Consider the following 26,616-nt stretch of genomic DNA (forward strand, 5'->3'; position numbering starts at 1 on the left):
CGCACGCCCGCAACTATGTGGGGGGTCACCCCGGATACGGGCGCGGCGGTGAGCACACAGCCAGGAGGCGAGGGCGCGATGTTCGTCGGCGTACGTCGGCTCCACGTGGACCTGCACCGGACCTGCAGCGCTCGCTGTCGTCCGTAACCGAGCCCTCCAGCCCGTCGCCGATGTCCGGCACCGGCTCCCCCGGTCACCGGTGTCGCTCGGCGGCACGCGCCCGCGTGTTCGCATACGCGATCCGGGACCCCGCTCCCATGCCTCGGCGGCGTGGGCCGACGTGGCTCCGCAGCAGCCCGGCACCCCCTCGGAAGGACGTACCGACAGATGACCGCCAGATCCCGACATCCCCTGATCGCCTCGGTTCTCGCCGCCGCGACGCTCGTCGTCGTCGGGTGCGGGTCCGCAACCGCACCGGCCACCGCGCCGGGCGGGGCTCCCCAGTCCGGTGGGACGCTGCGTTTCGCGGTGTCGAGCGACCAGGGCTGCCTGGACCCGCAGCAGGTCGCCAGCACCGACTCGATCTACTCCGCGCGGCAGATCGTCGATTCGCTGACCGATCAGGACCCGAGTTCGGGTGCGCTCGTCCCGTGGCTCGCCACCGCCTGGCAGACCTCCCCCGACGCGAAGAGCTACACCTTCACCCTCCGCGAGAACGTCACCTTCTCCGACGGCACGCCGGTGGACGCCGATGCCGTCAAGGCGAACTTCGACCGGATCCCCCAGCTCGGGCTGCGCGCCCAGCTGCCGAAGGCCTACCTCGCGGGATACGCGGGGACGACGGTCCAGAGTCCCACGCAGTTCACGGTGTCGTTCACGCAGCCCAACGTGCAGTTCCTCCAGGGAACCTCGACGCACAGCCTCGGCATCCTGTCGCCGGGAACCGTTGCGACCTCGGAGGACGAGCGCTGCACCACCGTGGTCGGGTCGGGGCCGTTCACCGTCCGGGACTACGTCAGGAACTCCTCGATCACGCTCGCCAAGCGCTCCGGCTACGCCTGGCCGTCCGCCTTGTCGACCCACCAGGGGGAGGCCCACCTCGACGCGCTGGAGTTCCGGATCGTGCCGGAGTCCGGGGTGCGGACCGGGTCCCTGGTGTCGGGCGAGGTCGATGCGATCAGCACGATCGGCGAGCAGGACGAGGCACCGCTCACCGACGCCGGAGCGCAGCTCCTCGCGCGCCCGAACCCCGGTCTGGTGCTCGGTCTGGGCCTCAACCTGTCGACGCCCGTCGTGGCCGACCCCGTCGTCCGCGAGGCTCTCTCGCTGGCGATCGACCGGCAGCAGATCGTCGATGCGATCTATCCGTCGCAGACCCGGCCCGCGACCAGCGTTCTCGCCTCCACGACTCCGTCGTTCGCCGATCAGTCCGCGTTGCTCGGGTTCGACACCGCCGAGGCGGCCTCCCTCCTCGACGCGGCCGGCTGGGTTCCCGGCCCGGACGGCGTCCGCGCCAGGAACGGGGAACGGTTGACGGTGCCGGTGTCCTTCGTCAGCAACTTCAGCACGAACAAGCCCGCCCTCGAGCTCGTCCAGCAGCAGGCGAAGGCTGCCGGCATCGACGTTCAGCTGCGCGAGGTGCCGGTGTCCACGGTCGCCGCGCAGATGCAGTCCGGCGACTTCGTCGCCAACTGGGCGAACCTCACGCGGGCCGATCCCGACATCCTGCGCAGCTCGTTCTCGAGCTCGGGGGTCAACACCTACCGGTTCCCGCAGGGCCCGCTCGACGCGGCGCTGACGGCGCAGGCGGGCGAGGCGGACCCGGTGAAGCGGGCGGCGATCGTGGCGCAGGTGCAGGAGATCATGGTCCGGGAGAAGTACTACCTGCCGGTCGTCGAGCTGACGACGGTGCTCGGGGTGGGGGCGAACGTCCACGGCATCGCCTTCGACTCCGGGTCGCGCGTGCAGCTCCACGGTGCCTGGAAGTCGCAGTGACCGCGCTCGACCGCGGGGAGGCGCTGAGCCTGCCCGAGACCACGGCGGAGCTGGCCGGGCGCCTGCGCGACGGCATCGCGGCCGGTTTCCTGATGTACGCGAGCGTCGAGGCGACGATGTTCGCCGCGAGCTTCGAGACGTGCATGCTCCCGCTCGGGCCGACCCCCGCCGACCCGGCGTTCGTCCGGCTCGAGCGCGGGGCGGCCGGCGGCGGGCCCCGCGTGCCGACCATCGCGTCCCGGCTGATCCCGGACCTGCGGATCGCCGGTACGGCCACGGAGCGGCCGGGCGACGTGATCGTCGGGGACTTCACCCTGACGGGCACGCTCCCGGACGGCTGGGCGCTGCACCTGCACACCGAGTTCCGGTGCGAGGTCGAGGAGGGGCTGGTGACGCGGTACGTCGTCAAGAACGATCCGGACGAGTTCCAGCGCTTCGTCACCGCCCTCGGGAACCCGTACGCCGGCAGAGGCGTGGAGACGGCCGAGGTGCGCGAGGAGACCGTCCGATGAGGTACTCGCTCGTCGAGCTGGCCCCCGTCACGCCGGGCGCCGGCAAGACCGCCGCCCTCGAGCAGGCACTCGGGGCGGCCGAGGACGCGGAACGGTTGGGGTATCACCGGTTCTGGTTCGCCGAGCACCACCACACCACCGGATACGCGGCGCAGGACCCGGCACCGCTGATCGCGATCGCCTCCCGGCGCACCTCCCGGATCCGGCTCGGCTCGGGAGCCGTCCTGCTCAACCACTACAGCCCGTACAGCGTGGCCGAGCGGTACCTCATGCTGCAGGCCCTCGCGCCGGGGCGGATCGATCTCGGGCTCGGCCGGTCCTCGGCCGGCCCGCTGGTCGACCACGCGCTGCGCCGCGACCGCCAGGGCGCACCGGTGGAGGACTTCTTCTCCCAGGTCGAGGAGGTCGTCGGCTACCTCCATCACGCGTTCGGCCCCGGCCACCCCTACGAGTCCGTCGACCTCACCCACGGCATCGACGGCGTTCCCGAGGTGTGGGTCCTCGGTTCGTCGGGTGGGAGCGCCGCACTCGCGGGTGGGCTGGGGCTGGGCTACGCGTTCGGCAGCCACATCAACCCGGCGATGACCGGCCCGGCGATCGAGCGGTACCGGCAGAGCTTCACCACGACGCGGTTCGGCCCGCAGGAGCCGACGGTCGTTCTCACGCTCAACATCGTCGCGGCCGACGACGAGGAGCTCGCCCACCGGCTGACGTGGCCCGCCCGGGCCCTGCGGACGCTGGGGCGCGAGCGGCCCGTCCCCACCCTGGCCCAGGCCACCGCCGAGCTCGACGCGACGACGAAGGCCGAGCCGAGCGTCGTCCGGGACGGGGTGGTCCCGCCGCAGATCTCGGGGACCCCGGAGTCGTTGCGGGCGCAGCTGGAACCGCTGGTCCGTGACACCGGGGCCACCGAGATCATGGTGCAGGACATGCTGACCGACCCGGCGCTGCGACGCCGGTCCCGCGAGCTGGTCGCCCAGGCGTTGGCCCCCATCGGGGCCGGCGCCGTGGGGACTCACCAGCCGCCGATCCACCCGTCGAAGATCCCGTAGGGCTCGGCGGCCGGGTCGTCGGACCGGCCTCGCAGGAAGTCGAAGTCGCAGCCGGTGTCCGCCTGGGTGACCCGCTCGGCGTACAGGGCTCCGTAGCCCCGCCGGTACGCCGAGCGGGTCCGGGGGGCCACCCGGCCCCGCTCGGCGAGGGTCGCGTCGTCCACCTCGAGCTCGAGCACGCCGGCGCGGGCGTCGAGCCGGATCAGGTCGCCGTCCTCGACGAGCGCGAGCGGACCCCCGACGGCGGCCTCCGGGCTGACGTGGAGCACCGTCGTGCCGTACGCGGTGCCGCTCATCCGCGCGTCGGAGATGCGCACCATGTCCGTGACGCCCTCCCGGAGCAGCTTCTGCGGGATCGGGAGGGCCCCCCACTCGGGCATGCCCGGTCCGCCGACGGGCCCGGCGTTGCGCAGCACCAGCACCGAGTCCGCGGTCACCGGGAGATCGGGGTCGTCGATCCGCTTGCGCAGGTCGTCCATGTCCTCGAACACCACCGCAGGACCGGTGTGCCGCAACAGGTTCTCGCTGGCGGCACTGCACTTGACCACGGCTCCGCCGGGCGCGAGGTTGCCGCGCACGACGGCGAGCCCGCCCGGCCCCTGGACGGGGTCGGCGAGCGGACGGACCACGTCACCGTCGACGGGTGGGGCGTCGGCGAGGTTCTCCCCCACGGTCCGGCCGTTCACCGTCAACGCGTCGCGCCGCAGCAGCGGCGCCAGCTCCTTGAGCACCACGGGCAGCCCGCCGATCTCGAACAGCTGCTCGACGAGGTGCTCCCCCGCCGGGCGGACGTTCGCGATCAACGGTACGTGCGCCGCGATCTCGTGGAAGTCCTGCAGCCCCACGGCGACCTCGGCCCGCCCCGCGAGGGCCAGCAGGTGCAGGACCACGTTCGTCGAGCCGCCGAGGGCGACCAGCACGGTGATCGCGTTGTGGAAGGCGTCGGCCGTCAGGATCTGCGACGGCCGCACCCCGTCCTGCGCGAGCCTCACCGCCGCCCGGCCGCAGTCCTCGGCGACCTGGCTGCGGCGGGCGTCCGTCGCGGGGATCGCGCTCGCCCCGGGCAGCGTCATGCCCAGGGCCTCGACCACGGCCGCGACGGTGGAGGCCGTGCCCATCTCCGGGCAGTGCCCCGCCGACGGCCCGGCCGAGGCCTCGAGGGCCTCGTACTCGGACACGGACATGCGGCCCGCCCGCACGTCGTCGACGTAGCCCCACAGGTCCGTGCCGACGCCGATCTGTCTGCCACGGAAGGTCGCGGGGTTCGCCGGCCCACCGGGGACGACGATCGTGGGGACGTCGGCGCTCGCGGCCCCCATCAGCTGCGCCGGCATCGTCTTGTCGCAGCCGCCGAGCATCACCACGGCGTCGAACGGGTAGGCGCGCAGCGACTCCTCGACGTCCATGGACATCAGGTTGCGGAACAGCATGGTCGTGGGCTTCATCAGCTGCTCGCCCAGCGAGATCGTGGGGAACTCCAGCGGGACACCACCGGCCTGCAGGATGCCGCGGCGCACGCTGTCGGCGAGCGCCCTCAGGTGCAGGTTGCAGCTGATCAGCTCCGACCACGAGTTGCAGATCCCGACGACGGGGCGGCCCTCGAAGCTCGCGCGGGCGAAGCCGGATGCGCGCATCGCCGTGCGGTGCACGAACCCGGGAACGTGCTCGCCGGAGAACCACCGTTCGCTGCGCAGCGGCGCGTTCACCTCGCCGACGGCGCCGGCGAGAGCCGGACGTCCGGGTCCACGGTGGACGCGAGCTCCCGCAGGATCGCCGCGTGCCGCACCTTGTGCCGGATGAGCCGGTCGTGGAACTCGGCGTCGGTCCAGCCGTTGTACATGACCTCCTCGGACTCCCCCGGTTCGATCTTGAAGTAGACCGGGGCCGCGACCCGGGCGATGTCGGCCGCCTCCCACAGCCGCGTCATCCCCCCGAACGAGTCGAAGGTGATGGCCCAGACGTCGAGCGGGACGGACACGGCGGACCGGATGGCGCTGAGCATCGGCCTGCTCAGGTCGCCGACCGGGTTGACGCTGTCCGCACCGAGGTTCTCCAGCAGCCGCACCGACGCCGGGTTGGCATGGCCCGCGTAGACGGAGACCTTGAAGAACGCGTCCTCGGGGATGTCCCCGCGCGTGCGGGCGGTGTTGAGCACGTCGAGGACGCCCTCGTCGATCACGAGGAGACCGCGCAGGCCCGCGTCGAAGATGCGCAGCACGTCGTGCAGCAGGTAGCGGATGTTGTCGACCCCGCGGATCCGTTTGCCCGCGCTGATGCCCTCCCGGCTGGTCAGCTGGCGGCCGGAGTCCCAGCCGGCACGCGGCCCGGGGCAGGCCACGACCTCGATCCCGTTCTCCGCCGCGAGCTGCCCGAACGCCCGCAGCTCCCCCTTGTCGAGCAGCGTCGCGCCGCCGCCGAAGGAGATGATCCGGTGGACGAACACGTCGTGGCGTTTCGCCTCGACCAGCAGCGCCTCCAGGTTGGACAGGCGTTCGACGCCGGACACCTCGAGGCGGAACCGGCCGCCGTCGGCGAAGGTCCGGCTCGACGTCGGAAGGTCGTAGTTGTCCCCGGTCGGCAGCCCCTGGGCGGCCAGGATGGACTCGGGGGTCGCAGTCGTGCTCATCTGTCTCCTCGCTGGACGTCATCGCGGAGCCTGTCGGTCTCCGCCTCGTCGATGCGGCCGGCCACGACGGCCACCGCGTAGACCTCCCGCGCCCTGGCGGGCGTGATCCACCCCTCGGCGACGTCGTGGGCGACCGTCGCGGGGTCGCGCCGGTGCGGGGCGCCGTAGCCACCGCCTCCGCAGCTCTCCGAGACGACGGTCTCGCCCGGCAGCAGCTGCACGAGCCCGCTCGGCGGCAGGTCGACGAGCGACCCGTCGACGCGCCGGAGCTGTTGCCGCGCCGGGGCTCCGGCTGTCCCACCGCCGGCGCCGCGGGCCGGGTGGACCGCGCCGTCGCTGCCGTAGCTCAGGGTGAGCGGCGCGGTCGTGGGGCCGTACTCCACGAGGGCGCCGGGTGCCCCGCGGAACTCGCCGGCGCCCTCGGTGTCGGGGAGGATCCGTTGCTGGGTGACCCGGATCGGGTGGTGGATCTCGTCGATCTCCACGCTGTCGCGCAACATCATCCCGGCGTTTCCGGCGTGGCCGAAGGTCAGCCAGCCGTCGGTCCACGGGGTTCCCGGACCGCCGGTCACTCCCGGGAACAGGATCTGGTTGACGAACGGCACGCCGGTCCGCGGGTCGGCCCCCGAGATCACGGCCCAGGCCGGTGGCTGCACCAGCCCGGCCTCGGCCATGCCGACGCCGGGGCCCAGCTCCGCGATCGCGCGCTGCACCAGGTTGGTCACCCGGTCCGCGACGTTCGTGGTCGCCACCGAGCAGCTCGCCGGGTGGCGCGGGATGCCGACGACACAGTTCTCCCGCAGCAGCACCTCGACACGGCGCAGGCTGCCCGCGTTCGCCGGCACCGACGCGGGCAGCGAGTTGAAGACGCCGACGAGCGCGGAGCTCGCGGACGTGCTCTCGGTCAGGTTCAGCCCGCAGGGCTGGCAGTCCGGGTTGTCCCGCAGGTCCACGACGACGCGGCCGCCGACCGGGTCGACGTCGACGGTGACCGAGACCGGCACCCCACCGGGCACGCCCGGGAAGGGGTCGTGGGCGCCGTCGAGCGTGACGCGCCCGGCCGGCAGCTCCGCGATGGCCTCGGCCACCCGCTGCTCGGAGAAGTCGAACCACTCACCCGCGTACTGCTCCAGCGCGTCCCAGCCGACGTCGGCGGCGAGCCTCTCGACCTCCCGCTCGCCGATCCGCGCCGCCCCGACCATCGCGAGGTAGTCGCCCCACCACTGGTCCGGGACCCGGATCCGCATGCGGCACATGCGGATCACGTCGTCGACGTCGGTGAAGTCGCGCTGGACGCGCACGGCGGGGAAGATCAGCGCACCCTCCTCGTAGACGTCGGCGGCCGACGTCGAGTACGTCGTCGGCGTCCCGTTGCCGCAGTCCGCCTGGTGTGCCTTCACCAGCACGGTGAAGCGGTGCGTCCCGTCGGGGTCCACGACGGGCACGAGGATGCAGTGGTCGGCCGCGTGCGAGTTGCCGTGGTAGGGCGAGTTGTGCAGGTAGGCGTCGCCGCGGCGCAGGTCGGGGTGCATGCGCGCGGTGTAGGCGGCCATGATGTCGGGCCCCCGCATGACGTGCACGGGCAGCGACTCGGCCGTCGCCACCAGCTCCGCGTCCCCGGTGAGGACGCAGCAGGAGAAGTCCCTCGCGGTGTTGATCACCCCGGACCGCGCGGTGCGCGCGAGCGTGTTCGCCATCGCGCGGACCACCTGCTCCATCCGGCTGGAGAGGACCGCCAGCTGCAGACCGTCGAGTGTCACCGGTGGTCTCCGTTCCGTCGCAGGACGAGCGCTCCGGTCGAGGCCCGCGTGGCCGTCGCGGCCGGGTCGACGACGACGACCGTGACCGGCGTCTCGACGATCGCCGGACCCTCGACGACCTCGCCCGGTGCGATGTCGTCCTGGGCCCGCACCGTGGCGTCGACGAGTCCGTGTCCGGTGAAGTAGACGCGCCGGGTGCGGTGGGTCCGCGGGCGCGCGGGACCGCCCTCGACCTGGCCGAGCGGCGTGGTCCGCGTCCGGCAGGAGGCCCGGACCCGCCAGCCGACGACCTCGACGTCGGAGGCGGGGTCGCTGATCGCGAACAGCTTCTCGTGCATCTTGTGGAACGCGTCCGCGAGCGCGTCGACGTCGGCGTCCGAGGCGATGCGCAGGGTGGTCAGCGGTACCTCCACCTCCCAGACCTGGTGCGGGTAGCGGGCGTCGGCGAACAGCCGCACGTCCGCGAGCTCCGTCGCGACCCCGGTCGAGGCGACGAACCGGCGGGCGCGCTCGACGAGCCCGTCGGTCACCGCCGAGACCCGCGCGAAGTCGAAGTCCTGGGTCGTCGCCGGGCAGGCGGCGGCGAAGTCCGACGACAGGTCGGAGATCGCGGCGCCCGCGGCGCTCAGCACGCTGCCGGTGTCCGGGATGACGGCCGCGGAGCAGCGCAACCGGGACGCGATGTCGGTCGCGTTGAAGCCGCCCGCGCCGCCACCGGCGACGAGCACGGCCTCGGCCGGGTCGATGCCCTGGGCCACCGTGGTGTCCTCGATCGCGCGAACCATGTGCTCGGTGGCGAGCGCCATGATCGCCGCGGCGGCCTGCAGCGTCGTGAAGCCCAGGGGTGTCGCGATCTTCTCCTCGATCGCGCGTTCGGCCCCGGCGACGTCGAGCGTGACCCTGCCGCCGAGGAAGTACTCCGGATCGAGGTAGCCGAGTACCACCGCGGCGTCGGTCACGGTCGGCTCGGTGCCGCCCTGGCCGTAGCAGACGGGCCCGGGGCGGGCGCCCGCGCTGCGCGGGCCCACGGTGAGCAGCCCCCCGGCGCCGACGGCGGCGATGCTCCCGCCGCCCGCGCCGACGCTCTTGATGTCGATGGCCGGCAGGCCGGTCATGTGGCTGAGGTGGGGTGCGCCGAGCCACGCCTCCCGGGTCGAGGACACGTCGCCGTCGCGGACCACGCCGACGTCGTAGCTGGTCCCGCCGGTGTCCGCGACGAGGACGGTCTGGTGGCCGGTCGTCCGGTCGACGACGTCGCGTCCGGCGATCGGTGCCATCGCAGGTCCGGACCCGATCACGTGGACCGGTGCCGCGGCGACCGCGGCCGAGTCCATGACCCCGCCGCCGGAGGTGACGATGAGCAGCCGCCCGGCCAGCCCCTCCTCGGAGAGCCGGCGCGTCATCGCGTCCAGGTACTGCGTCATCAGCGGTTTGAGCGACGCGTCGAGAACGGTGGAGCAGGCCCGCCGGTACTCGCGCACGATCGGGTTGAGCCGGTGCGAGAGCGTGTAGGGGATGCCGGGTGCGTGCTGTTCGATCAGCTCGCCGATCCGCAGCTCGTGGACCGGGTTCGCGATCGACCACAGCAGACAGACCGCGATCGCCTCTCCCCCCGCGGCGACGACCTCCTGCAGCTGCGTCACCAGGGCTGCCTCGTCGAGGGGGGTGACGACCGCGCCGTCGGCGCCGACGCGCTCGACGACCTCCCAGGTCAGGGCGCGCGGCACCAACGGGTCGGGATAGCGGCGGGTGAAGTCGAAGGGGTCGACGCGACCGCCCTCGCGGAACAGCAGGACGTCCGGGTGGCCCCGGGTGGTCAGGAAGGCCGTGCGGGCGGTCGTGCCGGTGAGGATCGCGTTGAGCGCGCGGGTGGTGCCGTGCACGAACGTCTCCGTGCCCGCGAGCAGCTCACGCCGGTCCACCCCGATCTCGGCGGCGGCGAGGTCGACGGTGTCGAGGATGCCGCGGATCGGGTCGTCGAGCACGGTGGGGCTCTTGACGATGTGGACGCGGCCGGTGGTCCGGTCCTCGAGGACGAGGTCGGTGAACGTCCCGCCCATGTCGGTGGCGATGGTGTACCGGTGCCGGGCCATCAGTGGTCGTCCTCCTGAACGGGGGCGGGGATCTTGGCGAAGTCGAAGCTGATCGTGCGGTCCGGCTCGAGCCGGCCGTCGACGACGACGCCGAGGACGAGCGCCGCCCGGACACCCGAGTAGGAGGGCTCGCGTTCGTAGGCCACGCAGACCTGCGTGCCGTCCGGCGGGAGCCGGCGGGTGTCGGCCGCCGCGAGCACGAGACCGGTCCCGGCGCCCCGGCTGCTGACGAGACCGGCGACCGGGTCGCCGTTCTCGTCGAGGTGGGCGAGGACGCCGCCGTCCTCGTCGCGGACGAAGGCCACCACCTCGGCCGGGGTCATCGCGACGTCATGCCTGGGCATCGGGAGCCTCCAGCAGCGTCACGTCGGTGAGCGGGACCCGGAACCAGCGTCGCCGCCCGTCGAGGGACCAGCGGGGGTCGCCGGGGACGGGTGCGGTCACCCCGGGGAGCAGGTAGGTGGGCTCGACCCGGGCCGGTGGCGGCTCGGCGTCCTCCGGGAGCAGCTCGGCGCGACCGCGGACCAGCACGCCGGGTGGGCGCGGAGCACCGTCCCCGGACTCCACCACCACGACGGCGACCGCCGGGTGCCGGATCATGTTGCGCGCCTTCGCGGACTTCAGGTACGTGTTCATCCAGAGCCCGTCCTCGCGGTGGAACACCGAGATCGGGTGGACGACGGCCTGCCCGGCCGCGGTCCGCGTGGCGACGAAGCCGCGGGTGCCGGCCTCCAGGATCGCGTGCGCACGATCGGTCATCGGGGTCCTCTCAGCCGGCGGCGGGCACCGGCTCCCGGCGTGCGAGCCCGACCAGGCTCGGCACCAGGGGACGCCAGTGCGTGCAGTATGCGGTGATCGCGGCGAGGCCGGCGGCCCCGTCGGCGGTCAGGTGCAGGGTGGGCGCCAGGCAGCACGCGCCGCGGCGGCGCAGCTCGGCCTCCAGCCACGCCGGGGCGCGCTGCGCCGAGTTCGGCCAGCCGCCGGTCACGACACCGAAGACCACGCGTCCGGTGAGCGGCCCGGCTGCGTCGAGCAGCCGGCCGGCGCTACGCCGCCACCCCGGGAACGCGGCGGGGATCGCGACCACCAGCACGTCGGACGCGGCGACCGCGCACCGGAGCGCGTGTGGGTCGGCGCCACCCTGCGCGACCAGGACCCGCCGGTCAGCGGACGGGAGAGCGGAGGTCAGCGCGACCCCGACGGCGGCCCCCGCCGTGCCGGTGCCCGCCCCGGCCGGGACGTCCTCCGGGTCCGGGACGAGCACCGACACCACCGGGGAGCGCGCCCCGTCGATACCTCGAGGGTCATCCATCGTCCTGCAGCCCCTCCCCGATCACCTGGGCGGACTCCAGGCCGGCGTACTCGTCTGCCGTCATGCCGAGGAGCTCCGTGACGACGTAGCGGTTGTGCTCACCGAGCATCGGTGCCCTGCGCCGGTGGATGTCGTAGCGGTCGCGGGAGAACCGGACGGGCCACCCGGCGACGAGCGTCGTGCCCTCCCGCGGGTGCGGGACCTGCTCGTAGAACCGGCGCGACGTGAACTGCGTGAGCTCCGGCTCGTGCGGCATCGCGACCCGGCCGACCGGGACGCCGGCGCTCCACAACAGGTCGAGGATCTCGGCGACGGTGTGCCCGGCACACCACGCCGCGAGCCGGGTGTCGATCTCGTCCTCGCGCGCCTTGCGCCCGGCGGCGCTCGCGAGCGGCTCCCCGAGCGCCCAGTCCGGCCGGCCGAGGGCCTCGACCAGCACGGACCACTGCGCGTCGGTCTCGACCGAGATCGCGACCCGCGGGCCGCCGAGGCCGTCGGGCGGGTCCGCCGTCCGGTAGAGGTTCTGCGGTGCCGCGACGGGTGACCGGTTCCCGGTCCGGTGGGCCAGCACGCCGTAGGCCGCGTACTCGACGACCTGCTCGGCGGCCACGTTGAGCGCGCTCGCCACCATGGGGACCTCCACGAGCATTCCCTCGCCGGTCCGGTCCCGGACCGCCAGCGCGACCTGCAGCGCGAACGCGGCGTGGGCGCCGGCGAGCGGGTCGCAGACACCGCTCGGGACCTGAGGGGCCTCGTCCGGGAAGCCGGTCACCCAGGCCATCCCGGAGGCCTGCTCCATGGTCTGGGCGAATCCGGTGCGGTCGCGCCACGGCCCGGCCAGCCCGAACGCGGGCATCCGCACGACGATCAGCCCCGGGTTGGTCTGGCGCAGCACGTCGTACCCGAGACCCCACGAGTCCAGGACGCGGGGGCTGAAGTTCTCGACGAGCACGTCGCTGCGGTCGAGCAGGTCGACCAGCAGGTCGGGGCCGCGGGGGCGGTCCAGGCGCAGGCCGAGCCCGAGCTTGTTGGTGTTCGTCGCGTGGAACAGCGGCGCGTACTCCCACCACTGGTCCTCGTCGAGGCGCCGGGTGCTCAGTGTCCGCATCCCGTCCGGCCGAGCGGGCGACTCGATCTTGACGACCTCGGCGCCGTGCATCCCGAGGAACTGGGCCGCCGAGGGTCCCGCCCAGAAGGCGGTCAGCTCGATGACGCGCAGGTCGTCGAAGGGGAGCCGGCCCGACGGTGCCCGCTGCGGCGGTGCGGGCGCGGCGGGGCGCGGCGGGGCGGGGCGGGGCTGCGCGGCTCGGTGCACCCAGTCCGCGGTGTGCTCACCGAGCGCCGGGGGCGGGCCGAGCGGGGGCAGACCGACCTTGCCGTGCAGCCGGTAGGGCGTCGCGGGCTGCACGAACCCGCCGCGCGGGGTCTCGACGAACATCCCCTGGTCGGCGAAGTGGTCGATGGTGGGCACCGTGGCGCCCGTCCCCACCGGCGCGGCCGGCACCCGCAGGGCGGCGGCCAGTTCGAGGATCTCCGCGGTCGTGCGGGACGCCGCCCACGCGTCGATGTGGGCGGTGAGCTCGTCGCGGCGCCGCTCGCGCTCCTCGGCCGAGCCCAGGGACGCGTCGTCCATCCAGTCGACCCGCTCGACGAGCGCGCAGAAGTCGAGCCACTGCTGGCCGGTCACGGTCATGAAACCGACCCAGCCGTCGGCGGTGGCGTGGATACCGGGCAGCAGCGACACCGGGTGCGGGTCCCGGGGTCGGCCGGCCTCGGCGAAGTAGGTGACGGGGTGCATGTTGGTGAGGCTGAGCGCGACCGCGTCGAGCACGGACGTGTCGAGGATCTGTCCCCCGGGGTCGATCCGCTGTCGGCGGCGTGAGGCGAGCAACCCGGTCGCGGCGAACGTGCCTGCGGCCCATTCCCCCACCCTGCCGCCGACGCTCACGGGCGGTTTCCCCGGCAGTCCCCGCCAGCCGATGGCACCGGCCCAGGCCTGCAGCGTGAACTCCGTCGCAGCCCGGTCGGCCCACGGCCCGTCGAGACCGAAATGGGTCAGGGCCACCACGTCGAGGGCGGGGAAGCGCGCGTGCAGGGCGGTGGGGTGCAGCTCGGGCAGCGCAGCCAGCCGGGAACCCGGCGACCAGACGACGGCGTCCGCGACGGCGAGCAGGTCCGACACGAACGCGAGGTCGGCAGGCCGCTCGGGATCGGCCACGACGCTCTGCTTGCCGCAGGCCAGGAACTGGAACAGCGCGCCGTCCTCGCCCGGCGGGGACACGGTGCCTGCGGCCGACCGGCGGCGCAGCCCGTCCCCTTCGGGCGGCTCCACCTTGACGACGACGGCGCCCGCCCCGGCGAGCAGCCGGGTGCAGTAGGCGCCGGCGATCCCGCTCGACAGGTCGGCGACGGTGTAGTCGTCCAGGGGGGCCATGTCCGCCGGCGCCGGGGCCGTGGTCACGTGCGCTCCCCGAGCGTGACGGCGAAGGCCTCGAGGTCGTCCACGCGCGTCATCCGGTCGTACTCGACGACGGTGTACGGGCACTGGGTGACGACCCGGCCCGAGGGTGCCCGGTAGTACCGGCTGCCCTCGACCTGCCAGGCGCGTACCGCCCCGATGTCCGCCTGCAGCTGCGCGTTGTAGGCGGTCACGACCTCGGGCCGGACCTCCAGCGCGTGCACACCGTTCTTGAGCAGGTACACGGTCTTGCCGACGATGTAGCGGGTCTGGGTCTCCAGCTTGTCGATGATCGACCCGCCGTTGGTGTTGGGCCCGTAGAGCATGAACAGGTTCGGGAAGTCCTCCACGGTCATGCCCAGGTAGGCGTATGCGCCGTCGGCCCACTTGTCGCGCAGCGCGACGCCGTCGCGGCCGACGACGTCGACGACCGACAGGAACTTGTGGGCCAGGTAGCCCGTCGCGAGCACGATGTGGTCGGTCGGATGGTCGGTGCCGTCCGCGGTGCGGATGGCGGCCGGCGTGATCTCGGCGATCGGGCTGGTCACGAGGGTGACGTCGGGCCGGTTGAAGGCCTCGTAGAACTCCGAGGACAGCAGCGGCCGCTGCGCACCGAGCCGGGCGGTCGGGCGCAGGGCCTCCCGGATCGTGGGATCGCCGACCGTGTCGAGGTTGGCCAGTGCGATCGCCGTCTGCTCGGCGATCTTGGCCTCGCTGTCCAGGTCGGCGAACAGCTCGTCGAGCTCGCGGGCGGCCTTCGCGCGCCCGGCCTCGACCACGGACCGGTCGTGGCGGCGGGCGCGTCGCTGCTCCTCGGTGTAGAGGCCGTGCTCCTTGGGGAACACCCAGTTCGACGTGCGCTGGAAGACCGACAGGTGACCGGTGTGCGGGGCGATGGTCGGCACGACCTGGGTCGCGCTCGCCGCGGTACCGATGACCGACACCCGACGCCCGGCGAGGAGATCGAGGTCCCCGTCGGCCCACTCGGCGGTGTGCGTGACCGGTCCGGCGAAGGTGTCGAGACCGGGGACGGCGGGTGGGACGAACTCGTTGAACATCCCCACGGCGCCGACGAGGACCCGGGCCGTCCACCGGCGGCCGTTCGCGTCGAGGAGGGTCCAGCGACCGGCCTCGTCGTCCCAGCGCGCGGACACCACGTGGACGCCGAGCCGGATCGTGTCCCGCACACCGAACCGATCGACCGCGATCTCCATGTACTCGACGATCTCCGCGCGGGTGGCGAAGGGGCGCACCCACTCGTGGTCGAGGAAGAAGCTGAAGGAGTAGAGGTCGGTCGAGACGTCGCAGGCCAGCCCGGGATACCGGTTGTTGAACCAGGTCCCACCGACGCCCGCCGACTTCTCGAGGACCAGTACGTCGTCGATCCCCGCCTGGCGGAGCTGGATGGCCGTACAGATCCCACCGGGACCGGCGCCGATGACGATCACGTCCGCGGCGGCCTCGCCGGTCTCGCCGTTGTCCGCTCCCACGAGGGTGCCTCCCGTATCTCCGGATCGTGTCGCGACGCTACCTTTTCGGATGCAGCATCGTCAAGATTGGATCCCACTCACGACGTCGTCCCGGACGACGCGGCGCAGCAGCTTGCCGGTGTCCGTGTAGGGGAGTTCCTCGCGGAAGGCGACGACAGCCGGCGCGCACGTCGACCGCAGGAGTGCGCGGACGTGAGCACGCAGGTCGTCGGCCGCCACCGCGGCCCCGGGTTCGAGCACGACGGCAGCCGCGACGGCCTCGCCCCACTCCGGGTCCGGGACACCGAAGACGGCGACGTCCGCGACGGCCGGGTGCTCCAGCACCGCCGCCTCGATCTCGCCCGGCGACAGGTTCTCCCCACCCCGGACGATCACGTCGTCGAGGCGGCCGAACACGTAGAGGAAGCCGCTGTCGTCGAGCATCCCCGCGTCCCGGGTGGGGAACCAGCCGTCGGCCCGGGTGGCGCGGTGCCCGACGTACTCGCCGGACACCTGCTCACCGCGCACCCAGATCTCGCCACGCTCCCCCGCCGCCAGCTCCTCGCCCTCCGGGCCGCGGATGCTCACGTCGAGACCGGGCACCGGCCGACCGACGGAACCCAGCCGGGCCCGGACCTGCGGGTCCGACGACGCGAACGCCTCGCGATGGTCGTCCGGGCCCAGCACGGCGACGGTGCTCGAGGTCTCGGTGAGCCCGTAGGCGTTGACGAACCCGACGCCGGGGAAGGCCTCGAGGGCCCGCTGGATCACGGGGAGCGGCATGGGCCCGCCGCCGTAGGACAGCGACCGCAGGGCGGGCAGGCCGGCGCCGTCGAGATCGTCGAGGATGCGGCCGAGCATGGTGGGCACGACCATCGCGTGCGTGATCTGCTCGCGCCGGGCGAGGTCGGTCCACACGCGGGCGTCGAAGGACTCCAGACGAACCACGCGCCGGCCCGCGAACAGGTTCGACAGCACCGCGGAGACACCTGCGACGTGGTACGGCGGGACCCCGACGAGGGCGGCCTCGTCCGGCCCGGCGCCCCCGTACTCGACCGTGGAGAGGATGTAGGAAACCAGGTTGTGGTGACGCAGGATGGCGGCTTTCGGCTCACCGGAGGTCCCGCTGGTGAACAGCAGCACGGCAACGGCGTCCGGGTCCGACGGAGCCTCCGCGATGGGCGGCACCGCCGCGTCGGCGGCGGCCGCGAGGAGCTCGTGGCGGGGCAACAGGGTGATGCCCGCGATCGTCCCGATCCGTTCGGCGACGGACCCGTCCGCCACCACGACGGTGGCCGGTGCCAGCCGCTCGACGACCGCCCGTAGCCGGTCGTCGGCCAACCGGTAGTTGAGCGGGGCGAACGGGACGCCCGCGTACGCCGCGCCGAGCAGTGCCAGCGGCACGGCGTCGGAGTTGAGGTCGATCATGCCCAGCCGCTCGACGGACCCGGCCACGAGCAGGGCGCCGACGCGCCGCGCCCGCAGGTCCAGCTCCGAGAAGCTGAGTCCGTCCGCGAGCCCGCCCGCCGCGATCCGGTCCCCCATCCCGTCGGCGGCCATCGTCGAGAGCATCGTGATGTTCATGGCGCACTGCAGGCGGTTGCTGTATCCATATCGACAAGTTTAGGATCCCATCAACGCCAAGTCGAGCAGTTGCAAGGAGTCACCGTGCCGATCGAACAGAGTGTCGGCGGCATGACTGCGATCCGACACGACGTAGACTGGATCCATGATGGCCGAGGCGACAGCCACCGGAAGCACGCCCGCCCGCGTCACGACACCACGCCGGGCCAACGACCGCGACCTCGTCGACTCACTGGTCACGGTGCTGCAGGAGCGGATCAACGCGGGCGAGATCCCCGCCGGGTCGTGGCTGCGGCAGGAGGCACTCGCGAAGGAGCTCGGCGTCAGCCGCATGCCCGTACGGGAGGCGCTGCGCGAGCTCCAGGCCCGGGGCAGCGTCGAGCTGATCGCCAACCGCGGCGCCCGGGTACGGCTGCCCTCGACCCGGGACATCATCGAGGTCTACGAGCTCCACGGGCTCCTGCAGGGCCACGCCGGGGAGGCTGCCGCCGAGCTGATCACCTCGCAGCAGCTCGACCGGCTGGCGGCGGCGGAGGAGCTGTTCCGGCAGTCGGTCGAGGACCTTCGGGCGGCCGACGACGACACCACGACGGCACAGCGCCACTGGCACGAGGCGAACACCGAGTTCCACACGGTGATCATCGAGGCCGGTGGCAACAAGCACCTCGCGGAGATGTACGACAACCTGCACCACAAGGTCCCGCGCAACCTCACCTGGATCGCCCTGGGCAACGACGTGCGCCGGCTCGAGAAGGACGCCGCGGAGCACGCCGGAATCCTCGACGCGATCGGCCGCGGCGACCCCGCCGCCACCCGTGCCCTGCTGACCGAGCACGTCAAGAGGGCCAGCGACCTGCTCGTCCGCACCGTGGACGAGATCGGACAGGACAGTCCCCCACGGCGGAGGTGACCGCTGGTGGTCGCCGCCGCCCTCCTCGGAGAGGCGAGTCATGACCACATCCCCCCTGCGCCCCGGCCTCCGGCTCCGCAGCCGGACCTGCACCGCCGAGGTCGTCGTCGTCCGCCCCGGGCCCGGCACCGGCGTGCTCGAGTGCGGCGGCGAGCCGATGACCTCCGACGACGTCGACGCTCCGGCGGGGGCGGCCGACGGGCCCGGCGTGCTGCTCGGCAAGCGCTACACCGACGAGTCCCGCACGCTCGAGGTGCTGGCCACCAAGGCCGGCACCGGACCGCTGAGCCTCGACGGGGTCGCGCTGACCGTCAAGGCGGCCAAGACGTTGCCGGCATCGGACTGATCCGGGAGCCCGTCGCACTACGATCGGTGTTCCGCGACACCAGCCGGGGGACGACCGATGACGAAGATCCGCAACAAGGAGCAGCTCGTCGAGGCCGCGGCCAGGGTCTTCACCGAGAAGGGCTACGCCGCCACGCGGATCGAGGACATCGCGGCCGAGCTGGGCGTCATGCAGGGCAGCCTCTACTACCACGTGGGCAGCAAGGCGGCGCTGCACCGGCTCGTGGTGCAACACCACCTGCAGCTGCTGCTGGCCAGGCTCACCGCGATCGTCGACGGTCCCGCGGAGCCGGCCGAGAAGCTGCGGCTGGCCATTCTCGGCCACCTCACGCACGTGGAACAGCACCTGCGGGAGGCCCCGGACTGGTTCAGCGACCCCACGACCGCGGCGGACATCACCGACGAGGAGACGGCCCGGCACCGCGACCTGGTGCTGCGCTACCGCGCGGGCTGGGCCCGGATCGTCGAGGAGGCCGTCGCCCGTCGCGAGGTCGCCGCGGACACGGACGCGACGGCCGTCGCGATCTCGCTGATCAGCATGTGCGACTACGTGTCGTACTGGTTCCGCCGCGACGGCGGCAAGCGGATCGAGGAGATCGCCGCGCTGCAGCACGAGATCGTGTGGTCCGGCATCGCCGCTCCTCGCGCGATCTGACGCCGATCACCGATTCTTTCGAGGACGGTTCGGTTCTGCGGCTATGCTTGCCCGGTCGACACCGAGTCGGGGCGGGGGCTGAACGGGACATGACCAAGATCCGCAGCCGGCAGCAGGTCGTCGACGCCGCCGCCAAGGTGTTCGCCGAGAAGGGCTACGACAACGCCCGCATCGAGGACATCGCCAAGGAGCTCGGCGTCCTGCAGGGCAGCCTGTACTACCACGTCAGCAGCAAGGCCGCACTGCTGCGGCTCGTGACCCGCGAACAGTTCACCGAGGTCGTGGTGAAGCTGGAGAAGCTCGTCGCCGGCCGCGAGTCGCCCCGCGACAAGCTCGGGAAGGCCGTCCGCGCACAGCAACGCTACGTGGACCGGCACCGGACGTCCTCGCCACGCTGGTTCACCGACGCCCATGACCCGCGGCGCACCGAGATCGAGGCCGACGAGGACGCGAGGCTGCTCGCCCGTTACCGCGCGGCGTGGAAGTCGATCCTCGAGGAGGGCGTCGCCGCGGGCGACATCTCGTCGGCGATCGACCCGACCGTCACCGTGCTGACCCTGCTCGGCATGTGCATCTCCCCCGCCGCCTGGCCCCCGCCGGGTCCCGGCCGCTCTCCCACCACCATGGCCGCGCTCCAGCTCGACATCGTGTGGTCGGGGCTCGCGCGCACGGAGGGCGCCACGGGCCCGGAGCAGCCCGGTCCCGCCTGACGCGGCTGCGCTCCGCGCCTGACGGGAGCGCTGCGGGAGTGCGCCCGGAGAGGGCCCTCCGCGATGCTTGACCACGAACGTGTCGCGTGCCATATTTCGAAGGCGATTCGAAATTCTGGGTGGTAGGGCAACCTCTCGCGACAGGTCCGCCGACCCGTCCGACACCCGTTCGGTACTGCCCCGAGCAGACACGCCGCCGCCGCCCTCGTGGCAGACGCGCGCCGAGTCCCTCGTCCCGCACGTAGCACGCAGGCCAGGCGTCATCCGTCGAGAGGATCAGCATGTCCAGCCACGGTCTCCCCACCTCGAACGATCCACAGGCCGAACCGGACGACGCCGCCCCGGCGGTCGACGACACGGAGCGCCAGGGCTCGTTCACCACGCTCGCGCTGCTCGTCATGGGTGTCTTCTCCTACCTCACGATGGAGATGATGGTCGCCCCGATCGTCCCGTTCGTGCAGCAGGAACTCGGCATCTCCGCGTCGCAGAGCGCGTGGATGCTCACCGGGCTGCTGGTCGTCGGTGCGGTCTGTCTCCCACTGGCGACCCGGTACGCCGACATCGCCGACAAGAAGAAGGTGTTCCTCGTCGTCCTCGGGCTGTCGGGCGTCGGCGCGATCCTCGCCGCCGTTGCCACGACCGCCCCGTTGCTGATCGCCGGCCAGATGCTGCAGGGCGTCGGTGTGGCCGTGGTGCCGATCGCCATCGGCATCATGCGCGACAGCCAGCCGCTCGACCGGGCCCGCACCGCGAACACGATCTTCGTCGTCAGCGGTGGTCTCGGCGCGGCGGTCGCCTACGTCGCCGTCGGCCCGATCGTCACCCACCTGCACTACTCCTACATCTACTGGTTCCCGACGGTCGTGATCGCCGCGGTGGTGCTGATCGGTCTGCGCGCCCTCCCCGCATGCCCGCCGATCGCCGGTGGCAAGGTCGACTGGACCGGTGCGGTGATCCTCGGTGCAGCACTGGTCGCGCTCCTGCTCGGGCTGACCTTCCCCACCACCCTGGGCTGGGGTTCCCCGCTCGTGCTGGGCCTGCTCGCCCTGACGGTCCTGCTGCTCGCGGTGTTCGTGGCCGTCGAGCGCCGGCACCCGTCGCCCCTGGTCGACCTGCGCGGGTTGGCCGAGCGCGAGGTCTTCGGCGTCGTGTCGATCAACTTCGCCCACTCGATCGTCACCTTCGTGATGTACGTGATCCTGCCGACCGTCGCCCTGCTGCCGATCGCGATCGGCTACGGAATGGGTGGCGACGCCTCGACCGCCGGCCTCGTCCTGCTGCCCTACGCCCTGCTCGTCGTGGTCGCCGGACCGACCGCACAGCGTCTCGAGCCCATCCTGGGCCGGCGCGGCAACATGATTCTCGCCGCGGTCCTCATCGTCGCCGCCGGCCTGGTCCTGCTCCCGATCGGCAGCGCGCCCTGGACGCCGTACCTGTGCTCGGCGCTGATGGGCCTCGGGCTGGGGATCGGCTTCACCCAGTCGCTCAACACGATCGTGCGCGTGGTGCCCGCGGAGCGGGTCGCCAGCGCCAGCGGTGCGGTGTACCTGGTCCGGTCAGTCGGCGGTGTGCTGGGCGGCCAGATCGCGGCGGCGATCTTCTCCATCGGCCTGACCGCCGCGGGCGCACCGTCCTGGGGCGCGATCCTCGCCAACATCCTGCTCATCGTCGCCCTGGGTGTGGTGAGCGTGGGCCTGAGCTACCTGCTGGCGGGGCGCTCGGCTGCGACCGCCACGGCCGCGCTGACGCCGGCCCGGGCCTGACCTCGAAAGGACCCTGCTGTGCAGGTCGGAGTGCTGTTCTACGTCACCGGGTACACCATCGACCCGGTGACGCTCGGCCAGGCGGTCGAGGCGGCCGGGTTCGACTCCGTCTGGCTGCCCGACCACCCGGCGCTGCCGGTGAAGACGGAGCTGCCGTTCCCGATGACGGGCGGCGACTTCCCCCGGCTCTACGGCGAGATGGCCGATCCGTTCGTGACCATGGGCTTCCTCGCCGCCGCCACGACCACCCTCAAGGTCGCGACAGGCGTGTGCGTGGTGCCCGGCCGGCACCCGCTCAACCTCGCCAAGGCGGCGAGCACCGTCGACAACTTCTCCGACGGTCGGCTGCTGCTCGGCATCGGCGTCGGGTACATGCGTGAGGAGATCGAGCTGTTCGGCGTCGACTTCGACACGCGATGGGCCTACACCCGCGAGACGATCGACTTCTGCCGCCGGCTCTGGAAGGACGGCCAGGCCGCCTACGACGGCAAGATCCTGAGCTACCCCGAGGTGATCGTCGATCCGCTCCCGGTGCAGCGGCCGGGACCGCCGATCGTCATCGGCGGCATGAACACCGAGTACACCTACCGGCGGATCGCGCGCTGGGGTGACGGTTGGCTGGCCACGCTCCCCTCCCCCGAGCAGATCGCCGAGGGGCGCAAGGCCATCACCGCCGAGTGCGAGGCCATCGGACGCGACCCGGCCGAGATCGAGATCTCGGTGCTCACCCACGAGGCCGACCCTGCCCTGCAGGAGGCCTACGCCGACGCGGGCGCCGACCGCCTCGTGGTGATGCTCTACAACCACCCCGGCCGTGCCGTGACCCCGGACGAGTGGCTGGAGGTCAGCGCCGTCGCCGCGACCTCCCCCGCGCCCACCACCGACGAGACCCTGCGCGCGCTCGACCTCATCCGCACCCGCGCGCAGCTCTGACCAGCACGACGAGAGGACGCCACGATGACGAAGGACTTTCTGAAGGACGTGCTGGAGAAGCACATCGCGGAAGGCTCGGACAACACGATCTGGTGGGACGAGGAGCGCATCCCGCTCCACACGATCGACCAGCGCGTGACCGACGTGATGAGCCTGAAGGGGCGCACGGCCGTCGTGACCGGCGGCGCCGGGATCAACCTGGGACAGGCGATCGTCCACCGGCTGGCCGGGCTGGGGGCCGACGTCGCGATCGTCGACATGGAGCCTGCGAAGGCCGCCGCCCTGCAGGAGTCGTGGGGCCGCAAGCCCGGCCCGTCGGCCGAGGAGCTGGCCAAGATCGTCGCCGACCGGTGGGACGTCGAGGCGGTGGGGATCTACGGCGACGCGCTCGACCCCGCGGGCATCCGCACGATCCTGGCCGAGGCGAACGAACGCCTGGGCCGGATCGACATCCTGGTCAACAGCGCGGTGGCGACCTACGTCGGTGAGCTGGCGACCGCGACCCCCGAGCAGATCGACGCCGCGATCGCGGGCACCCTGGCCGCACCGATCCACTCGTGCCGCGCGGTCCTGGACCACATGATCCCCCAGGGCTACGGCCGCATCGTCAACATCGGTTCGGAGGCTTCCCGGACCGTCCTCCCGGACCTCGGGCTCTACGGCACGCTCAAGGCCGGGGTCGCCGAGTTCACCCGCCACCTCGGCAAGGAGGTGGCCAGGCACGGCGTGTTCGTCAACGGGGTCAACGCGGGCAGCATGTGGGGCCCGGGCCGGGAGCTGCTCCCCGACACCTGGCAGACCCTCTACGACCACGGACGCACGGCGATCCAGCGCTACCAGCTGCCCGAGGAGGTCGCCAACATGGTGGCGTTCCTGGCCTCGGACGCGGCGAGCTCCATCGTGGGGACGACCGTCGACGTCGGGGGCGGGATGTCGCTGTGACCCTGCCGGGGCAGACCCTCGACGAGCCGCGGGGCGCGGAGCTGACCCCGGACCACGTCACGGCGGTGCACCAGCGGATCTGGGACGGGCGCGGCTCGGTGGCGGGCCTGCGCCTCGTGGTCCCGCCCTGCCCGTACACGGCGTCCGAGCTGGCGGCGCTGGAGCAGTCGGGGCGCCGGGTCGGCTACCTCCCGCCGGAGGCGGCGACCCGCGCCACCCGCCACGTCCTCGGCACGATCTTCCCGGCGATGGGCTGCTACAGCCTGCAGCCGGACAACGAGGTGGAGAACCTCGTGAGCCGCGCGGGCTGGTTCGACTACGAGACCGCGATCGATGCCCCGTACGCGGGGACGGACGAGGCCGAGCTGCGCGAACAGGTGCGGGCCGCGGGTCGCGACCTGGTGAGCATGAACCAGTACATCGTCGCCGCGCAGGACAACAGGCTGTTCACCGGCCACTACCTCGACGAACGCCGCACCTGGCCCCGCATCGGGATCCGCGTCAGCGGACGCATCGTGTGCGCGCGCTTCGACGGCGACGAGATGGCCGAGGGGCTGGGCGACGAACCACCGGTCCCGGGCTCGCTGTTGACCGGCTACGACCTGCACCCGGACTTCCGCGCGCCCTACACCGGCGGACGCTCCGCCGGCGTCTCCCACAGCGAGCGCCTGGTCGAGGTCGAGCCGGAACCCCCTGCGCCGCAACGAGGTGTCCACCCCTGCCAGGAAGGCGAGGTGGACCTCGACGCGGAGTGGCGACGCCAGGTCGGCGGGCTCGTGGTGGCCGGCTTCGCCGCCGAGCTCGGGATGGGCGCCGAGGAGTACGCGGCGTCGCTGCCTCGCTTCGCGCCGCAGCCACCGGAGTACCGGGGCCGGCTCGACGCGCCGGTCGTCGTCGAGACCCGGATCGGGTGGGAACGCCAGTACGAGCTGCTCGGGATCCGCGTCTCCCCGTTCATGGCGTTGTTCCCCGAGGCCGTGCCGTGGCACCCGGACTCCGCCCACCGGGACGCGCCCTACACGGCGTGGTTCACCCGGTGGGGGCAGCGGTTCGAGGGCCCGACGTCGCCCGACGACGCCCGCGCGGCCCTGGCGTCCGACGAGGTGGGGGCGAACCTGCAGGAGGGTGGCGCCGTCCTGCACTCCTACCCCGAGCTCAACCGTGCCGCCCGCTTCTTCGACCTCGTCGGGTTCGTCTACCCGGCGGCCGAGATCGGCGGCGGCGTGCCCTTCGAGCCGATCGAGCGGACACCCGGGATCTGCCGGTGGCGCGGGCGTCCCGAGTACGCCGCCAACCTGTACCCGTTGGCGTTCAGTGTGTTCCGGCCGCTGGTCCGCGGACGGACGGTCACGGCATGACCTCCCGGACCAGCCCGTCGATCTGCCGGGTCTGCATGAACTTCTGCCCGGTCGACGTCGAGATCGTCGACGGCGTCGTGCAGCGGGTGTCCGGGGACCGCACCAACCCGATCTACCGCGGCTACACGTGCGTGAAGGGGCGCACCCAGGCCGCCCGGTACACCGACCCGTCGCGGCTGCTGCACACCCTCGTCCGTCGTCCGGACGGCACCTACGCGCCGATCCCGACGGACGAGGCCATCGGTGCGATCGCCGAGAAGCTCACCGGCATCGTCGACCGGTTCGGCCCGCGGTCCGTGGCGCTGTTCGGCGGCACCTACATGGCCATGGACAGCCCCCTCAACCTCTCGATGGTCGACGCGTTCATGACGGCCGTCGGCTCCCCGCTGACATTCACCACCAGCACGATCGACCAGCCGGGCAAACCGCTGGCCAAGGGGTTCCACGGGGCATGGATGGCACCCAGCCAGGCCTTCGACGACCCGGACGTGGCCCTGCTCGTCGGCAACAACCCGTTCGTGAGCCACCAGGGGCGCAACGGCGCCCCCGCCGACTTCTTCCGCGGGCTCGCCGCCCGCGGGGGCCGGCTGATCGTGATCGACCCCCGCCGGACCGAGACCGCGAAGCGAGCCACCCTGCACCTGCAACCCCGCCCGGGCGAGGACGCCGCCCTTCTCGCCGGGATGATCCGGGTGATCCTCGCCGAAGCACTCCACGACACGGAGTTCGTGGCCGAGAACGTCACCGGGGTCGACGCGCTGCGCGCCGTGGTGGCGCCCTTCACCCCTGACGTCGTGGCGGCGCGTGCGGACGTCCCGGCCGAGGACGTGGTGGCGGCCGCCCGGATGTTCGGCACCGCGGCCAAGGGCTACGCCGCTGCGGGGACTGGGCCGAACATGACGGCCAAGGGCACCCTCGTCGAGTACCTCCTGCTGTGCCTCGACACCCTCTGCGGGCACTGGATGCGGGCGGGCGACCGCGTGCGCAACGCGCTCTCGCTCGTTCCCGCGGCCATCCAGCCGGACAAGGCCCAGGCGCTCCCGCCGTTCCCCGCCTACGGATACGGCGAGCAGCTGCGGGTCCGCGGCCTGACCATGACGGCCGCGGGCCTGCCCACCGCCGCGATGGCGGACGAGATCCTGCTGCCGGGCGAGGGCCAGGTCCGCGCGGTCGTCAGCGTGGGCGGCAACCCGGCCGCGTGCGTGCCGGACCAGCTGAAGATGGTCGAGGCCCTGCGCTCGCTCGACCTGCTGGTGCAGGTCGACATCCAGATGTCGCCGACGGCCGCCCTCGCCGACTACGTCATCGCGTCCACCCTGCCCTTCGAGATGCCGGGCACGAACCTCATGGTGGACTTCCTGCCCCTGTACGCCAACGGCGTCGGCCTGCCCGAGTCCTGGGCGCACTACACACCCGCCGTCGTCGACCCGCCCGACGGGTCGGACGTGATCGAGCAGTGGCGGTTCCTGCACCGGCTCGCGGGCCGGATGGGCCTGCAGCTGGGCCTGTACCCCGCGCTCGGCGAGGTGATCCACATCGAGGGCAGCGAGCCGCTGCAGCTGGACATGACCCAGGACCCGGACACCGACGACCTGCTCGAGCACATCCACACCGGCTCCCGCATCCCGTTCACGGAGATCAAGCAGCACCCGCGCGGCGCCCTGTTCCCGGACCCTCCCGTGCACGTGAGGCCCCGCGACCCGGGTTGGGAGGGCCGGCTCGACGTCGGCAACGCGATCATGCTGACCGACCTGGGCGACGAGCTGACCGCACCGGAACCCGAGGGGTACCCGTTCCGGCTGATCTCGCGGCGCCTGATGCACGTCATGAACGCGCCCACCTTCGCCGCGCCGCAGACCCGGCCCCGCCACAACCCCGCGTACCTGCATCCCGCCGATCTCGCCGGACTCGGCGTCGAGGCCGGCGACGTCGTCGAGATCCGGTCGGACCGGACGGCCATCCTGGCGGTGGCCGAGGCCGACGACACCGTCCGGCCCGGCACGGTGTCGATCAGCCACGCCTTCGGCGGCCTGCCGGGCGAGGACGACGCCGACGTGCGGCGGGCCGGTTCCAACCCGGGCCGGCTCGTCGCGGACGACGGTGTCCACGACCGGTTCTCCGGCCAACCGCGGATGAGCAACGTCCCCGTCCGGATCGGGCCCGCGCCCGTCGACCGGCGCTGAGCGGTACCGGGCCCGA

The 26,616-nt window shown here is 72.6% G+C and carries 22 protein-coding genes; 12 read left to right on the forward strand and 10 right to left on the reverse strand.

The annotated features are described in order from the left end of the window. The first annotated feature begins 327 nt into the window (after positions 1 to 327). The 3 genes from PSU4_RS05940 to PSU4_RS05950 are packed head-to-tail and all read left to right on the forward strand — an operon-like array spanning position 328 to position 3,499. Entirely contained in the window at positions 328 to 1,935 is a 1,608-nt protein-coding gene (locus PSU4_RS05940; RefSeq protein WP_147103207.1) for an ABC transporter substrate-binding protein, read from the forward strand. Then, on the forward strand, positions 1,932 to 2,447 hold the full coding sequence (locus PSU4_RS05945; RefSeq protein WP_147103208.1) for a hypothetical protein: 516 nt from the start codon (positions 1,932 to 1,934) through the stop codon (positions 2,445 to 2,447). Before PSU4_RS05940 ends, PSU4_RS05945 begins: the two co-directional genes overlap by 4 nt. After that, entirely contained in the window at positions 2,444 to 3,499 is a 1,056-nt protein-coding gene (locus PSU4_RS05950) for an MsnO8 family LLM class oxidoreductase (protein WP_147103210.1), read from the forward strand. The genes PSU4_RS05945 and PSU4_RS05950 overlap by 4 nt, the downstream gene beginning before the upstream one ends. Here PSU4_RS05950 and PSU4_RS05955 read toward each other — a convergent pair. From PSU4_RS05955 to PSU4_RS06000, 10 genes are read right to left on the reverse strand one after another with little or no spacing between them, the layout of a single operon-like run. Beyond that, positions 3,463 to 5,205 (reverse strand): dihydroxy-acid dehydratase, encoded by a 1,743-nt coding sequence (locus PSU4_RS05955; RefSeq protein WP_147103212.1) that lies wholly within the window; start codon positions 5,203 to 5,205, stop codon positions 3,463 to 3,465. The genes PSU4_RS05950 and PSU4_RS05955 overlap by 37 nt on opposite strands. Then, a complete protein-coding gene (locus PSU4_RS05960; protein WP_147103214.1) occupies positions 5,202 to 6,125 on the reverse strand; it encodes a hypothetical protein in 924 nt (307 codons plus the stop codon). The genes PSU4_RS05955 and PSU4_RS05960 overlap by 4 nt, the downstream gene beginning before the upstream one ends. Further along, complete coding sequence (locus PSU4_RS05965) at positions 6,122 to 7,885, reverse strand: hydantoinase B/oxoprolinase family protein (protein WP_147103216.1); 1,764 nt, start codon at positions 7,883 to 7,885, stop codon at positions 6,122 to 6,124. The genes PSU4_RS05960 and PSU4_RS05965 overlap by 4 nt, the downstream gene beginning before the upstream one ends. Further along, the gene (locus tag PSU4_RS05970; protein ID WP_147103218.1) at positions 7,882 to 9,978 is read right to left on the reverse strand and encodes a hydantoinase/oxoprolinase family protein; all 2,097 of its coding nucleotides are present in this window, start codon (positions 9,976 to 9,978) and stop codon (positions 7,882 to 7,884) included. Before PSU4_RS05970 ends, PSU4_RS05965 begins: the two co-directional genes overlap by 4 nt. After that, positions 9,978 to 10,322 (reverse strand): hypothetical protein, encoded by a 345-nt coding sequence (locus tag PSU4_RS05975; protein ID WP_147103220.1) that lies wholly within the window; start codon positions 10,320 to 10,322, stop codon positions 9,978 to 9,980. Before PSU4_RS05975 ends, PSU4_RS05970 begins: the two co-directional genes overlap by 1 nt. Continuing rightward, positions 10,309 to 10,737: a pyridoxamine 5'-phosphate oxidase family protein gene (locus PSU4_RS05980; RefSeq protein ID WP_147103222.1), complete on the reverse strand. Its 429-nt coding sequence runs from the start codon at positions 10,735 to 10,737 to the stop codon at positions 10,309 to 10,311. Before PSU4_RS05980 ends, PSU4_RS05975 begins: the two co-directional genes overlap by 14 nt. A 10-nt stretch (positions 10,738 to 10,747) precedes the next feature. Continuing rightward, positions 10,748 to 11,290: a hypothetical protein gene (locus tag PSU4_RS05985; RefSeq protein WP_147103224.1), complete on the reverse strand. Its 543-nt coding sequence runs from the start codon at positions 11,288 to 11,290 to the stop codon at positions 10,748 to 10,750. Then, positions 11,283 to 13,751: a CaiB/BaiF CoA transferase family protein gene (locus PSU4_RS05990; RefSeq protein WP_222596177.1), complete on the reverse strand. Its 2,469-nt coding sequence runs from the start codon at positions 13,749 to 13,751 to the stop codon at positions 11,283 to 11,285. The genes PSU4_RS05985 and PSU4_RS05990 overlap by 8 nt, the downstream gene beginning before the upstream one ends. Then, positions 13,748 to 15,238: a flavin-containing monooxygenase gene (locus tag PSU4_RS05995; protein WP_147103226.1), complete on the reverse strand. Its 1,491-nt coding sequence runs from the start codon at positions 15,236 to 15,238 to the stop codon at positions 13,748 to 13,750. Before PSU4_RS05995 ends, PSU4_RS05990 begins: the two co-directional genes overlap by 4 nt. Before the next feature lie 60 nt (positions 15,239 to 15,298). Beyond that, positions 15,299 to 16,801: a class I adenylate-forming enzyme family protein gene (locus PSU4_RS06000; protein WP_147103229.1), complete on the reverse strand. Its 1,503-nt coding sequence runs from the start codon at positions 16,799 to 16,801 to the stop codon at positions 15,299 to 15,301. Positions 16,802 to 16,946: 145 nt separating this feature from the next. Between PSU4_RS06000 and PSU4_RS06005 the strand changes: the two genes are divergently transcribed. The 9 genes from PSU4_RS06005 (at position 16,947) to PSU4_RS06045 (ending at position 26,600) form a co-directional block, all read left to right on the forward strand. Then, on the forward strand, positions 16,947 to 17,711 hold the full coding sequence (locus PSU4_RS06005; protein ID WP_246114965.1) for a GntR family transcriptional regulator: 765 nt from the start codon (positions 16,947 to 16,949) through the stop codon (positions 17,709 to 17,711). Positions 17,712 to 17,751: 40 nt separating this feature from the next. After that, positions 17,752 to 18,057 (forward strand): hypothetical protein, encoded by a 306-nt coding sequence (locus PSU4_RS06010; protein WP_147103231.1) that lies wholly within the window; start codon positions 17,752 to 17,754, stop codon positions 18,055 to 18,057. Positions 18,058 to 18,114: 57 nt separating this feature from the next. Then, the gene (locus PSU4_RS06015) at positions 18,115 to 18,711 is read left to right on the forward strand and encodes a TetR/AcrR family transcriptional regulator (protein WP_147103233.1); all 597 of its coding nucleotides are present in this window, start codon (positions 18,115 to 18,117) and stop codon (positions 18,709 to 18,711) included. Positions 18,712 to 18,800: 89 nt separating this feature from the next. Then, complete coding sequence (locus PSU4_RS06020; RefSeq protein ID WP_147103236.1) at positions 18,801 to 19,421, forward strand: TetR/AcrR family transcriptional regulator; 621 nt, start codon at positions 18,801 to 18,803, stop codon at positions 19,419 to 19,421. A gap of 281 nt (positions 19,422 to 19,702) precedes the next feature. Then, positions 19,703 to 21,184: an MFS transporter gene (locus PSU4_RS06025; RefSeq protein WP_147103238.1), complete on the forward strand. Its 1,482-nt coding sequence runs from the start codon at positions 19,703 to 19,705 to the stop codon at positions 21,182 to 21,184. Positions 21,185 to 21,202: 18 nt separating this feature from the next. Continuing rightward, complete coding sequence (locus PSU4_RS06030; RefSeq protein WP_147103240.1) at positions 21,203 to 22,117, forward strand: LLM class F420-dependent oxidoreductase; 915 nt, start codon at positions 21,203 to 21,205, stop codon at positions 22,115 to 22,117. 24 nt (positions 22,118 to 22,141) lie between these two features. Next, positions 22,142 to 23,059 carry an SDR family NAD(P)-dependent oxidoreductase gene (locus PSU4_RS06035; protein ID WP_147103242.1) on the forward strand — a complete coding sequence of 306 codons (918 nt, stop codon included), beginning with the start codon at positions 22,142 to 22,144 and terminating at the stop codon, positions 23,057 to 23,059. Then, positions 23,056 to 24,417, forward strand: a complete 1,362-nt coding sequence (locus PSU4_RS06040; protein WP_147103244.1) for a hypothetical protein — start codon at positions 23,056 to 23,058, stop codon at positions 24,415 to 24,417. Before PSU4_RS06035 ends, PSU4_RS06040 begins: the two co-directional genes overlap by 4 nt. After that, positions 24,414 to 26,600 carry a molybdopterin-containing oxidoreductase family protein gene (locus PSU4_RS06045; RefSeq protein WP_147103246.1) on the forward strand — a complete coding sequence of 729 codons (2,187 nt, stop codon included), beginning with the start codon at positions 24,414 to 24,416 and terminating at the stop codon, positions 26,598 to 26,600. The genes PSU4_RS06040 and PSU4_RS06045 overlap by 4 nt, the downstream gene beginning before the upstream one ends. Positions 26,601 to 26,616: the final 16 nt, after the last annotated feature.

It is taken from the genome of Pseudonocardia sulfidoxydans NBRC 16205 (assembly GCF_007989085.1).
Lineage (GTDB): Bacteria > Actinomycetota > Actinomycetes > Mycobacteriales > Pseudonocardiaceae > Pseudonocardia > Pseudonocardia sulfidoxydans.